The following is a 13,713-nucleotide window of genomic DNA, read 5'->3' as shown; positions in this document are numbered from 1 at the left end:
CTCTTTTTTTGTATATATTTCCTTCTATTAGCGGAATCTAACTAAAAACTTGTTGAAAAGGAAGCTAGGTGGGGAAATTGTTAGAGCTTGAAGGTAACTTATTTGAAGTTATGAAAGAAATTAGGGATGAGTTAGGTTCACCTAATGATTTAACAATTAGAGAAGTTGCTCTTGCTGGGAGTTTTACACGTAGTGCGGTTGTGTTTTTATGTGGATTGACAGATAAGGATAATGTTTATAAATATGTCATTCGCACACTGCAATACGAAGAAATTATAAATGAGGAAGCTGTTGTTCAAACGTTATTGGATCGTTTTATTTCTATCGCAGAAGTGGGTGTAAAGACGAAGTTTCCAGATATTATGAATGCGATATTAGCGGGAGATACAGTTATATTAATTGATAATATTCAAACCGCTATCGTTATTAATAGTAGGGCCTGGGAGAAGCGAAGTTTAGAACCACCAGTGACAGAAGATTTAATACGCGGACCGAGAGTTGGATTAAATGAAGATATTAATGTGAATAAAATGTTAATCCGACGCAGTTTACGCGATCCAAAGTTGAGGTTCCAATCTTATATTATGGGGAAGCGATCGCAGAAAGAAGTAACCCTAGTATATATAGAGGATATTATTAATCCTCACATTGTAAAAGAGTTAGATCGCCGTCTTCAATCAATAGTGACAGATGTCGTTTTGGAAACAGGTACGATTGAACAATTAATTCAGGATAATAATTTATCCCCATTTCCACAGTTTTTGAATACAGAGAGGCCTGATAATATTATAGCCTCATTAGCGAAAGGGAAGGCGGCCATTTTAGTAGACGGATCCCCGTTTGCTCTTATTGCACCACTTGTGTTTGTTGATATTTTTCAATCTGTAGAAGATCATTACGAGCGCTGGGTGATTGGAACGTTATTAAGATTTTTACGTATGGGTTCAGGTATAATTGCGGTTTTGTTACCAGCTATGTATGTAGCACTTGTATCTTATCATCAAGGACTTATTCCTTCTAAACTGGCTTATTCAATTGCAGGTGCGAGGGAAGGTGTTCCATTTCCAGCATATATTGAAACGTTAATGATGGCCTTGACTATGGAATTAATACGAGAAGCTGGAATCCGATTGCCGAAACCGATGGGACAAACGATAGGGATTGTAGGAGGTCTTGTAATTGGAGAAGCTGCGGTAAATGCAGGGATTGTAAATCCGTTTTTAGTTATTATTATTGCAGTTACTGCGATTGCTACGTTTTCGCTTCCTGTATATAGTATTACGATTACGTTCCGAATTTTACTTTTCGTCTTTGTATTAGCTGCAACGGCTTTTGGGTTGTATGGGATCATTCTAGCTCTGATCGCACTTGCTATTCATATTACAAATTTAACAAGTGTTGGTATACCGTATACAACTCCAATTGCTCCTGCATTTTATAAAGATTGGAAAGAAGAATTTATTCGCATGCCAAAATCGATGTTGAAAGATAGACCAGAGTACTTACAAACAAAAGATTCTACAATACGTCCAAAGGAGCGAAAATAAGTGAAACCATTTGAGTATGGCGATGAAGAGATTGGATCTCGTGAAATTGGGTTTGCGGTATCATCGACCATTATTGGTATAGGGGCATTGTCTATGCCAAGAGATATCGCTAACCAAACTTTATTTTCGGACGGTTGGATTATCTTGCTTTTGGGTGGATTAATCTGCGCAGTTTTAGGCTGGTTTGTGACGAGAGTGGCTATCTTATTTCCAAAACAAAATTTTGTTCAATATACGAGTGCGCATTTGACGAAGCCTGTTGCATACACAATTAGTAGTATTTTAGTATTAACGTTTGCTGCTTTGACAGCATATGAATCGCGAATGATTTCAGTTATTTCTCAAACGTATTTATTTAGTGATACACCAATACAACTACTGTCTTTCTTCTTCTTATTAGTTGTTATTTATGGAATAGCAGGATCAAGAGCAGCCTTATTAAGGTTAAATGTTTTATTCTTACCTATTGTTTTAATTGCGATAGTACTTCTTTCTTTATTGAATATAAATTTAATGGAAATAAATAATTTACTACCAGCTTTTCAAACGAAAGTAAGTCAATATGCTGTTGGAGTTAAAAATTCTATTTTTACGTTTATTGGATTTGAAGTAGCGTTATTTTATGCGGTTTTGCTGAATGATAAGACAGCGAAAAAAGCGCCAATGGCAGTCGCGAAAGCGGTGATGGTAAACGTGCTGTCATACATTTTAATTTATGTAACTTGTATTAGTGTTTTTACTTATATGACAACACGTGGATTGACATATCCAACAATTGAATTAGGGAAAGAAATTGAAATTGGTGGAGGATTTTTAGAAAGGTTTGATGCGATTTTTTTTACGACTTGGATTATTACTATTTATAACACTACAGCAATGTATTATGACGTCGCATCTTTATTGTTTTGTGCTATGTTTCCGAAAGTGAAGAAACAAATTTTTATTTTCGTAAGTGCCCCTATTATTTTTATGGTGAATATGATACCTAGTAGTTTGAATACTTTATCAAGTTATGGGACTTATTTAGCTTGGATAGATATGGGGTTTGTTTTGTTAGCTCCTTTGCTCGTTTTGATTGTATATAAAATAAAAAGAAGGAATGGTGGAAATGAAACACCTTCTTAAAATTATAATGGTTATGGCTTTAACTGGATTTATGAGTGGGTGTTCTGAGTTAGAAGAGATAGAAGAAAGAGGATTTGTAGTAGGAGCGGCTTACGATATTGTGAAGGAGAAGAAAGCGAATCCAATTATGAAAGGGACCTATCAGATGGTACTCCCCAGTAAATTGTCTCAACAGGGTGGACAAGGGGGTGGGGATAGCGAAAATTATATTAATGTTAGTGCAAAAGCAGATAGTGTATTTGAACAAATAAGAATAATCGCCAAAAAAATTAGTCGTACATTATTTTTCCCTCATATACAGGTGATTATTTTCTCTGAAGAATTACTTTCACATCCATACATTTTACAAAATACGTTAGATGTATATATTCGCGATCATGAGATGAGAAGAAATATTCGTTTGTTCGTTTCTAATAAAAATGCCGAAGCTATTTTAAAACAAAGTGCCAAGCCTGAAAATTTACCGGCGCAGTATATTGATATGTTAGCTGAACACCCTCCGAAAAATGCCCAAATGATTGAGGCTGCAAGAATTGGTGAGGTGCAGGAAAAGATGATCTCTAACCGAAGTTTTGTATTACCTATTCTGGAACTAACAAAACAAGGAGTACAAATGAACGGTGCAGCATTGTTTCGTGGAAAGGATAATAAGTGTGTAGGCAATTTGAGTGGGGAAGAAACAGTAGGGATGAATTATATAATAGGTAAAAAAATTGGAGGTTTTTTTACCATCCGTAAAAAGAATCAACTTATTACATATGAAATTCATAAGTTACGTCGAAAAATTAAAGTATCCACAACGAATGCTACAAAACCGAAATTTAATATTCATTTATTTCTGGAAGGTACAATAGCTGAGTTGCACTTTAGTGATCATAAAAAGGTTTTGAATGAAAAGAGTTTAGAGAAGGATATATCGGAAGAAATGGAGGAGCGTATTCAAAAATCGATTAAGCTTGTTCAAAAAAAATATAAGGTAGATGTATTAGAGTTAGGGGAAGTGTATAAGCGACATAATTATAAAGAATGGACAAAAATAAGTAAGAATTGGGATCAAGGCGAAAATTACTTTAGTAATGCTGAAATTACTGTTCATGTTCATCCAACAATTGAACATTCAGGTTCAGCTTTACCGAAAAGAGTGAAATAAGGTGATGAAAGTTGTTTACTGGATTAGGAATTAGTTGCACGATATTAATGGCAGTTCTTCCAGGAACTATATATTTTATTCATAAAAAACTCACAACGTATGGAGCACAGCCGTGGAATACTGATGTGCAAAAAAAGAAACCTGAATAATTTCAGGTTTCTTTCGTGCAAAGCATATGTGAAGGGGGATACCTTCTATGTATGCTTTGCTTTATACAAGCCCTAACCAATGTACCAATTGTGTAGAGAGGAATGTAACAGCAATGGCGATAACGGTAGGGATTGCAAACGATAAGAATGTCCATTTTGCACTTTTTGTTTCTTTGTATATGTTAACTAGTGTTGTTCCGCACGGGAAATGAAGAAGTGAGAACAACATTGTGTTTAACGCTGTTAACCAAGTCCAACCATTTTCTAGGAATAGATTTTTAATTTGATTAAAATCATCTATTTCAGTTAAGGCCCCAGTTGATAAGTAAGACATTAATAAAATTGGGATTACAATTTCATTAGCGGGTAGTCCAAGAATGAATGCAGCTAGAATAAAGCCGTCAAGTCCTAACATTTTAGCAAATGGATCTAGGAAGTTTACAAAATACATAAGTAAGCTTGTGTCACCAATAAAAATGTTAGCAAGTAACCAAGTTAATGCAGCCGCAGGGGCAGCAACAACTATAGCTCGTTTTAAAACATAGATTGATTTATCGAGTGTTGCGCGAACAATTGTATTCCAAACTTTTGGCTTGCGGTACGGAGGTAACTCAAGTGTGTAGTGAGTTGGAACCCCTTTTAAGGCTGTTTTTGATAGTACCCAAGAAACAGTTAATGTCATAATAACACCAATTACAACCATTCCGACTACAACGCCAGCAGTAACCAATGTTTGCATACTGCCTGTATAACCAGCAGCCATAAATAGTGAAGCCATTAAAATTAACATAGGCCAGCGACCGTTACAAGGAACGAAGTTGTTCGTTAAAATTGCTAGCATACGTTCACGTGGTGATTCAATGATACGTGTTGACATAATGGCTGCTGCATTACAACCAAATCCCATTGCCATTGTTAAAGATTGTTTCCCGTGTGCGCCGGATCGTTTGAATAAGCGGTCCATATTAAACGCGACACGTGGTAAGTATCCGTAGTTTTCTAATAGCGCGAACATAGGGAAAAAGATTGCCATAGGTGGTAACATAACGCTAATAACAGCACCGATACCACGGAACAAACCAAGTATTAAAATGCCATGTAACCATTCAGGTGCATGCGCAGCTTGGAACCAAGATGTTAAATATCCTTCGGCCCATCCGAAGAATTCGGCAATCATATCAGATGGTACGTTAGCGCCTGCAATTGTAAGATAAAAAATAATAGATAAAATACCGAGCATAATTGGGAATCCCCAGATTGGAGATGTGAAAATTTTATCTAGTTTTTCGGAACGATATAATTTATCAGTATTTGTATATTGGACGGATTCTTTACATATGCTTGCAGATGTTCGGTAAATATCTCCGACTATATCATCTCGTATATCTTCTTTTGAAAGTGTTTGTGCATGTTGAATAATATAGTCTAATGGAAGAGCTTTACTGGCTGAGTGAGATTCCATTAATTACGACCTCCCTTACAAGTGGTTCATTATGGTGTTTTTGAAGTGTAGTTAAGAAATTTTTATCTCCATCTAATATACGTAACGCAATCCAACGTGCTGGATACGTATCACCGAACACTTTATAAATTTGTGGTTCTAATTCCTGAATCATATTTTCGATTTTTTCGCTGTAAGTAATTTTAATTGGTGCTGGAATTAGTTTTTTATTTGCTACTTTTGCAATAACATTTAGCAAATGACCAATACCTACTCGGTTACGTGCTGAAATTTTAACGACAGGCACACCAAGTGATTTTGCTAATTTCTTTTCATCAATAAGGATGCCTTTTTTCTGGGCTTCATCAATTAAGTTAATGCAAATGACTACATTATTTGTCATCTCCATCACCTGGAGTGCTAAATTTAAATTTCTTTCCATAGCAGTTGCGTCTATAACAACTACAGTTACTTCTGGTTTTTCAAATATAATATAATCCCTCGCTACTTCTTCGTCTGCGGAATTTGAGTATAGTGAGTAAGTTCCCGGTAAATCTATTAATGTATAATTACTTCCGTTATGTTCATATTCTCCTTCAGCTTTTAAAACAGTTTTTCCCGTCCAGTTTCCAGTATGTTGTTTTAAGCCTGTTAAAGTATTAAATAATGTACTTTTCCCTGTATTCGGGTTACCAGCTAAAGCGATACGATGTTTGCTCATCTGAAATCATCTCCTATTAATACCCCGAAAATAAGGGAGCTTTCTTCTTTGCGCAGTGCAATAGTTGTGTTGCTCACTTGATAAGCGACCGGATCTCCAAGTGGACTGCGTTGCAATACTTTAATCGTCGCCCCCGGGATAAATCCCAAATCTAATAAGCGTCGTTTCATAGTTCCTTCTAATTGTATCTTCTCAATTTGTACAAACTCTCCTATTTTAAATTCGGAAAGTGGTTTTATATTAGCCGATACCATAAAAGTTACCTCATCTCTATATTTTTAGTTTGAGTTTAAAAAGTTTCCTAAGGTAAACTTTTTGTTAGTAATATAGTAGACTACATTGGATTATGTTGTCAATTAGTACTTTAAAAATATTCATTTATTTTTAGAATTGTTCCAATTTATTTAGTTGTACTAAAAAATATTACTGAAATTATTTTTAATGTGCATAAATTAGGTGTGTAAAAATTACAAAATACAGCGGAATTGTAAATGTAACTTTAACGAAAAGGGAAAAAGAGAGAAAAACATTTACATTGAATTTACATTGTTAAGAATATATTTACATTGCAGCGTAGTTAGTGTGGTTTTTGTTGGGTTATTTAACTATAAATGTTGGGATTTCTAGCTTTTAAAGATTATTATCGTCATTTACTTAAAATTAAAAATTGCTTAACACTCACATAATATTGTTGTCCTACAATGAATTTGTGTTCGAAAGAAAATGAATTCGAAAAGTGATAATCCAAATGGGGGTACAAGACATGGTTATGAAAAAAGGTATTAAATTTTCTTTAGCAGCTTTAGTGGTAGCAGGAGCATTAGTTGGTTGTGGGAAAGCAGAAGATACAACTAGTAAAGACACTGCTAAAGGAAGCGATAATACAAAACAAGAATTATCAGGTACGATTGCAGCGGCTGGTTCTACAGCTCTTCTACCTCTTGCGGAGGAAGCTGGAAAGAAATTCATGGAGAAAAATTCAAAAGTTTCTATTCAAGTTCAAGGTGGCGGTAGTGGAACTGGGATTAACCAAGTAGCATCTGGTGCAGTACAAATTGGTAATTCAGATGTTCCATCCGGAGATAAAATAAAAGATGCTGAAAAGGCGAAAGAATTAGTAGATAACAAGGTAGCGGGTATTGCATTCGCTCTTGTCGTAAATAAAGATGTAAAAGTTGATAACTTAACAATGCAACAAGTACAAGATATCTTCACTGGAAAAGTAACAAATTGGAAAGAAGTTGGCGGAAAAGATGAAAAAATCAATGTGATTAATCGTCCAGCTTCATCTGGTACACGTGCTACATTTGAAAAAACGATTATGAAAGACGCGAAAATTAATGATGGAACTGGTACAACACAAGATTCTAACGGTGCAGTAGAGCAAGCGATTAACTCTACTCCTGGTTCGGTGAGCTATTTAGCAATGTCTTACATGGTGGGCGAGAAAAAAGGCGCACTACAAACAGTGAAAATTGATGGTGCTGAACCGAAAGTTGAAAACATCGCGTCTGGTAAATATCCATTCTGGTCTTACGAATATATGGTAACAAAAGGTGAAGCGAAGGAAGCGACGAAAGCTTACATCGATTATGTAAAAGGTAAAGATTTTGAAAAGCAAGTAGAAGATATGGGCTACATTCCAATGTCTAAATTAAATAAGTAATAAAATTTTATGGGGCTGGCTGCAAGGCCAGTCCTGTTCATTTCAATCTGTGAAGTGGGGTCTGTCCTGTGATGAAGGGGAAAAAACAAATTAATTACGTGAAAAGTGAATATATAGGAAGATCACTTGTTACGTTTTGTGGTATTTTTATAGTTTTAATTACATTAGCTATTATTGCGTTTATTTGTGGGAAAGGTATTCAATCTTTTACACAAAGTGGTATCTCATTTACTGAGATGTTAACATCGACAAAATGGAATCCAAATGCTGATCAAGGATCCTTCGGGGCTTTAATTTTCATTGTAGGTTCAACGGTGGTTTCGTTAGGTGCGGTTATTATTAGTGCACCAATTGCTATAGCTCTTGCTATATTCATGAATTTAATTTCGCCAAAGTTTGGAAATAAAGTATTGAAGCCTGTTCTAGAATTGTTAGTTGGTATTCCTTCGGTTGTATACGGATTATTAGGGGTTACGATTTTAGTACCGCTATTACGTGATTCGTTTGGGGGAGTAGGCTTTAGTTTAATTGCAGGTATTGTTGTATTAAGTATTATGATTTTACCTACTATTGCTAGTATCGCTTCTGATGCAATACGTTCTGTTCCATTTGATTATTTAGAAGCTTCTTATGGTCTAGGATCAACGAAATGGCAAGCGATTAGCCGAGTGATTGTTCCTGCTGCGAAAAAAGGGATTTTAACAGGTGTTGTTTTAGGCTTAGCGCGTGCTTTCGGTGAAGCGTTAGCGGTTCAAATGGTAATCGGGAATACGATTAAATTACCAGAAGGAATATATAGTCCGACAGCGACGTTAACTGGTATTTTAACAATGGACATGACGAATACATTGAACGGAACTGCTTGGAACAATGCGCTATGGACTTTAGCGATGATTTTACTTGTTATTTCATTCCTGTTTATTTTAGTAATTCGAGCGATTGGGCAAAGAGGTGAGCGATAATAATGAATGCAAGAACGGTAAATAAAGTTTGGACAGGTATCTTTTATGCGGTTGCGGCTTTAGTTGTAGCTTTGCTAGTGTTCTTAGTATTTGAGATTTTACAAAAGGGATGGGGATTTTGGGATCCTAATTTCTTGTTTGGAGAACCAAGCAATACAAGAGCTGGTGGTGGGATTGGTCCGCAGTTATTCAATTCATTCTACATGCTTGTTATAACGCTTATTATATCTATTCCTCTTGGATTAGGTGCTGGAATATATTTAGCAGAGTACGCAAAACAAGGACGTTTTTTAAATTTTGTTCGTCTATGTATAGAGACGATGGCGTCTTTACCTTCTATTGTTGTTGGTTTGTTTGGTTTGTTAGTGTTCGTTACAATGACAGGTTGGGGATACACAGTAATGGGTGGTGCTCTTGCTTTAACTATTTTAAATTTACCAGGTTTAACGCGTGTTTGTGAAAATGCGATTTCAGAAGTTCCTCAGAATGTAAAAGAGGCAAGTCTTGGATTAGGTGCAACGAAGTGGCAAACAATCGCTCGTATTATTATCCCATCGTCATTACCACAAATTATTACAGGGATTATTTTAGCGGCGGGTCGTATATTTGGGGAAGCGGCAGCATTAATTTACACAGCGGGTTTAACATCCCCGATTTTAAATTCAGCAGCGGATTTCTCAAGTCCTGCGCATCCTTTAAATCCGTTTAGACCAGCTGAAACATTAGCGGTTCACATTTGGAAATTAAATTCTGAAGGAGTTATTCCAGATGCGAAGTTGATTGCGACAAAATCTGCAGCTGTATTAATTATTATGGTATTACTATTCAATGTTATTTCACGCTTGATAGCATCTATATTACACAAGCGCTTTACAGGAACGAAAAGAAAAAGTAAAACAACGAAAAAGGTAAAAGCGGCATAAATTATAAAGAAGAACTCTCTATTTATAAGTAGGGGGTTCTTTTGTATTTTAATATAGAAGGAATGGATGTAATGATTGTTGAATTTGTGATTAATTATAAAGAAGAACAGATGTAATTTAGATTGTGGATTCTAGTAAACCTATAGAGCAATATGTGGAAAAAATGATGGATTATATGACTAAATAGAGAGAAGGCGTTATCTTCATTTGTGAAGATAACGCCTTTTGTTTTTAAATATCAGGTGTTTCTGTAGAAGTGCTTATTTTCCTACGGGAGCGTCTTTTTCTCCCGATTTTATCTAATAGTTCATACATAACTGGAACGACTACTAATGTAAGAGCAGTTGAGACTGCCAAACCGCCGATGACAACGACGGCTAAACTTTTTGATACCATACTTCCTGCTTGGGATTGGCCAAATAGGAGTGGGAGCATAGCAACGATTGTTGTAATAGCTGTCATAATAATTGGGCGTAGTCTAGTAGAACCTGCTTCAAGTAAGGCTTCTCTAGTTTCAATTCCATGTTCACGATTTTGTTGGACTCTTTCTATTAATACAATAGCGTTTGTAACAACAATCCCAATTAACATTAATGCGCCGATCAAGGAATTTACATCAACAGGTGTTCGTGAAATGATTAATCCTAAAATACCACCGACAGCAGCTAATGGTAAGGAGAATAGGATTGCAAAAGGAGCACGTGCTTGCCCGAAGGTGATAACCATAATTAAATATACAATCCCGATTGCAATCCCCATAATTTTGAATAAATCTGTAAAATTCTCTTGCATAGATTCAGTAGCTCCTGCGATATTTACTTTTGCACCACCAGGTAAATCTAAGTCAGTCATCGCTTTATTTACTGCTGTGTTTACTTTACTCAAATCTTCATTTGAAGCTTCGGCTGTAATTTGGATTGTTTCTTTTCCGTCTTTATGGAAAATTTCTGTTTGTGTTTGTTTTTCTGAAATAGTTGCGATGTCTTTTAAAGGTATTGGTCCATTAATAGGTGATAGTATGTTTGTATTTAAAATATCTTCTTGTTTATTAATGTTTTCTTTTTTGTGTTCTATCATAATAGTAGCTTTTTCATTATTAATTGTAATTTCGCCAATAGGTGATTTCTTCATAAGGAATGCCACTTGTTGCGCAGATATTTCTGGTGTTAAACCTAGTTGTTCAGCCTTTGTTTGATCAATATGAATTTGCCATTCTTTCTTAGAATCTTCTAAGTTTGTTTTTACTTTAGAAAGATCATCCATGCTTTTTAGTTTTGTTTCAACGATAGTAGCCGCCTCTTTTAAATCCGCTTCGTTAGTAGCTGTTACGTTAAATTGTAAGTTATTGCCGCCGCCAGAGCTTGAATAACTTGTTTTTATATAATCAAGTTCAGCAGGCTCAAAAGTTTTATGTTCCTTTTTTAACTCTTTAATATATTGATCAATATCAGAACCTTTTTTAAAGACTACGAATATACTAGCGAGGTTATTTTTAGTTGTTTGCCCCCATTGTGCATCTTCTGCGCTAGATCCCATTCGTAAAATAACGTCTGTTATATCTGAATTAGAAAGTAATTTCTTTTCAAAATCAAATGCTTTTTGTTTTTGAGATTCAGCATTATAATCGGCTGGAAATGTCATGTTAATAGATAACATTGTGTCGTCTTCAGATTTTATGTTTGCTTTCGGTAGTAATATATAAGCTGCAATTGATCCTACAAATAATAAAAATGCAGTAAGTAGAATAATGAATTTATGAGAAAGAGCCCACTTTAATGTAGCGACATATCGTGATGAAGAACTTGGCTTTCGATGCTTTGTTTTTTTGAGTAGTAAAAAAGCCATAAGTGGAACAACTGTTAGTGCAACGATTAAGGATGATAATATAGAATATACAACTGCTAATACCATAGGTAACATTAATTTTCCGATTGCTCCTGATACGAGGCCGATAGGTAAAAAAACAGCGACCGTTGTTAAAGTAGAAGAAGTAATTGCGACTGCGACTTCTTTCGTTGCATCGAGAATGATATCTTTAGAGAAAGAATCTTTTTGTAAACGGCGGAAAATATTCTCGATGACAACGATACTATCATCGACGAGACGTCCAACCGCAACAGCTAAACCACCGAGGGTTAAAATGTTAAGCGTAATGTTAGATTGATGTAGTAAAAAGAGTGTTAATAAAATGGATAATGGAATACTGACAACAGCGATGAGTGTTGTTCGGAAGTTACGTAAAAAGATTAAGATAATTAGAGTTGCAGCGATTGCTCCAAGTATTACTTCTTTTCCCATGCTAGTAACAGCATTTTCAACTTGTTCATGGGTTGAAGCCAAAAGTTTAATGGAAAATTGATCTTTATATTCCTTATCTATCTCTTTAACTTTTTTATCAATCTCTTTTCCAATGGCAACTGCATTTTTACTCGGTTCTTTCATGATGATTAATCCTGTGCCTTCTTCTCCGTTTATATGTGAGATTGTATCGTAGTGTTGTTTGATTTCAATTTGAGCAATGTCTTGCAATTTCACTTGGGGTGCCACAGTGATGTTTTTAATGTCATTTACATTTTTTATGTCCCCAATGACGCGGAGGTTGTATTCTTCCTGATTAACAGTAATTGCCCCAGCTGGAGTAGAAGTTTCTTTTCCTTGTAAAACAGTTAGTACCTGCTGTGATGTTACGTTTTTGTTTTTTAATTGGTTCGGATCAAGTACGATAGATAATTCAGAGGTGGATTTTCCGAAAAACATAACGTTGGCAACACCATCAATGTTTTCGAGTTGTGGTACGATTTCTTTTTCAATTTGTTTTTCATCTGCTTTTGAAAAACCGTTTTGTTTCTGGATAGTAATTTGAGCGAGTGGAATCATAGAAGTGTTTAATTGACTAACTACGGGCTTGGTTACATCTTTAGGTAATTTAATTGTATTGACGGCTTTTTCGACTTCGCGTGCTGCATCTTTCATGTTTGCTTTTGATGTATACGCAATGTCGATACGTGATAATCCCTCGTATGTAGAAGAAGTAATGGTGTCGACGTGTTCTAAATTGCGAAATTGTTTTTCGAGAGGATCAGTTACATTCTTTGTCATCGTTTCAGCGTCGAGTCCTTGAGATAAGGTTGTGACGGTAATTGCTGGATTGTCGATACTCGGTAAAAATTCCATAGGTAATTTAGAGCCGGAATAAACACCGAGTATGGAAATGAGAAAAATCATGATGATAATGGCAGCTCGGTTTTTTAATGAAAACTTTGTTAACCTATCCATAAAATAATTCCTCCATTGGTTTATTTATAGTTGAGTGCGTCCTTTCTTACTATATAACAAAAAATGGATATTTTTCATTAATTAAATGTAAAAAAATTCTAACAATATCCTTAAGTTTGTATTAGGATTGGAATGTTGTTAATTTGTAGGGGGTAAATTTTTGAATGAGAAGGAAGGGGATAATGCGCGCGAGTGGCTGTTTAATGTAGACAGGATTTTTTCTTAAGGCTAATTTGTATAGTTATTTTATAGAAGGATAATGATTATAAGCTTTAATATAGAAGAGAATGAAAATTTGGGAAGGCATTGTGAAATACAATTTGGTTGAACGGAGTGTATTAGCATACAATTAGAATAACTATTTTCAGTAGTAAGGATAATAGTTATTTCTATAGAAGAAAGTAGGGTAGATAATTTTTTTATATTTTTATAAAAAAAACACTTGTTATTTAAAAAGTGTGATGGTATATTAATAAACGTCGCTGATGCGGAAACGCAGAAAACGACAAAAAAGAAATTTTAAAACTTAGTTGACATCGAAAAATTAAGATGTTAATATGATGAAGTCGCTTCTGAAGCGGCGGACAAGTTCTTTGAAAACTGAACGAAACAAACAACGTGAAACGTCAATTTTTATTCTAGATGCTAGACAAACTAACTTTATTGGAGAGTTTGATCCTGGCTCAGGATGAACGCTGGCGGCGTGCCTAATACATGCAAGTCGAGCGAATGGATTAAGAGCTTGCTCTTATG

11 protein-coding genes, 1 rRNA gene and 1 pseudogene are annotated in these 13,713 nt (G+C 35.2%); 9 read left to right on the top strand and 4 right to left on the bottom strand.

Annotated elements, in window-relative coordinates; genetic code table 11:
- Window positions 1-68: 68 nt before the first annotated feature.
- From gerLA to HMAS_RS27850, 4 genes are read left to right on the top strand one after another with little or no spacing between them, the layout of a single operon-like run.
- Entirely contained in the window at window positions 69-1,547 is a 1,479-nt protein-coding gene (gerLA, locus tag HMAS_RS24635) for a spore germination protein GerLA (protein WP_025921876.1), read from the top strand.
- Window positions 1,548-2,672, top strand: coding sequence for a spore germination protein GerLB (gene gerLB / locus HMAS_RS24630; RefSeq protein ID WP_000802009.1), 1,125 nt, complete (start codon window positions 1,548-1,550; stop codon window positions 2,670-2,672). It abuts the gene before it with no gap.
- Window positions 2,656-3,822, top strand: a complete 1,167-nt coding sequence (gene gerLC / locus HMAS_RS24625) for a spore germination protein GerLC (RefSeq protein WP_000681632.1) — start codon at window positions 2,656-2,658, stop codon at window positions 3,820-3,822. The genes gerLB and gerLC overlap by 17 nt, the downstream gene beginning before the upstream one ends.
- Window positions 3,823-3,833: 11 nt before the next feature.
- On the top strand, window positions 3,834-3,971 hold the full coding sequence (locus tag HMAS_RS27850; protein ID WP_000493997.1) for a hypothetical protein: 138 nt from the start codon (window positions 3,834-3,836) through the stop codon (window positions 3,969-3,971).
- Between the two features lie 61 nt (window positions 3,972-4,032).
- Here HMAS_RS27850 and HMAS_RS24620 read toward each other — a convergent pair whose 3' ends face one another.
- The 3 genes from HMAS_RS24620 to HMAS_RS24610 are packed head-to-tail and all read right to left on the bottom strand — an operon-like array spanning window position 4,033 to window position 6,387.
- Window positions 4,033-5,433, bottom strand: coding sequence for a nucleoside recognition domain-containing protein (locus tag HMAS_RS24620; RefSeq protein ID WP_116345070.1), 1,401 nt, complete (start codon window positions 5,431-5,433; stop codon window positions 4,033-4,035).
- Window positions 5,411-6,133, bottom strand: a complete 723-nt coding sequence (locus tag HMAS_RS24615; RefSeq protein WP_000033871.1) for a FeoB small GTPase domain-containing protein — start codon at window positions 6,131-6,133, stop codon at window positions 5,411-5,413. The genes HMAS_RS24620 and HMAS_RS24615 overlap by 23 nt, the downstream gene beginning before the upstream one ends.
- A complete protein-coding gene (locus tag HMAS_RS24610; protein ID WP_000252982.1) occupies window positions 6,130-6,387 on the bottom strand; it encodes a FeoA family protein in 258 nt (85 codons plus the stop codon). Before HMAS_RS24610 ends, HMAS_RS24615 begins: the two co-directional genes overlap by 4 nt.
- Window positions 6,388-6,896: 509 nt before the next feature.
- Here HMAS_RS24610 and HMAS_RS24605 point away from each other — a divergent pair.
- The 4 genes and pseudogenes from HMAS_RS24605 to HMAS_RS28375 form a co-directional block, all read left to right on the top strand.
- A complete protein-coding gene (locus tag HMAS_RS24605) occupies window positions 6,897-7,799 on the top strand; it encodes a phosphate ABC transporter substrate-binding protein PstS family protein (RefSeq protein ID WP_000245108.1) in 903 nt (300 codons plus the stop codon).
- A 71-nt stretch (window positions 7,800-7,870) separates the two neighbouring features.
- Window positions 7,871-8,761, top strand: a complete 891-nt coding sequence (gene pstC, locus HMAS_RS24600) for a phosphate ABC transporter permease subunit PstC (RefSeq protein ID WP_000676676.1) — start codon at window positions 7,871-7,873, stop codon at window positions 8,759-8,761.
- A gap of 2 nt (window positions 8,762-8,763) precedes the next feature.
- Complete coding sequence (pstA, locus tag HMAS_RS24595; RefSeq protein WP_000994141.1) at window positions 8,764-9,684, top strand: phosphate ABC transporter permease PstA; 921 nt, start codon at window positions 8,764-8,766, stop codon at window positions 9,682-9,684.
- A 121-nt stretch (window positions 9,685-9,805) separates the two neighbouring features.
- A pseudogene (locus tag HMAS_RS28375) lies at window positions 9,806-9,871 on the top strand (ATP-binding protein); the annotation flags it as partial.
- A 44-nt stretch (window positions 9,872-9,915) separates the two neighbouring features.
- On the opposite strand, the gene HMAS_RS24585 reads toward HMAS_RS28375, so the two are convergent.
- Window positions 9,916-12,960 carry an efflux RND transporter permease subunit gene (locus HMAS_RS24585; protein ID WP_116345069.1) on the bottom strand — a complete coding sequence of 1,015 codons (3,045 nt, stop codon included), beginning with the start codon at window positions 12,958-12,960 and terminating at the stop codon, window positions 9,916-9,918.
- A gap of 660 nt (window positions 12,961-13,620) precedes the next feature.
- Here HMAS_RS24585 and HMAS_RS24580 point away from each other — a divergent pair.
- Window positions 13,621-13,713, top strand: a 16S ribosomal RNA gene (locus HMAS_RS24580); the annotation flags it as partial.

This window comes from Bacillus sp. HMA207 (assembly GCF_003402455.1).
Taxonomy (GTDB): Bacteria; Bacillota; Bacilli; order Bacillales; family Bacillaceae_G; genus Bacillus_A; species Bacillus_A cereus.
Note: the sequence above shows the minus strand (reverse complement) of the source record. Positions and strands in the feature narration are given on the sequence as shown.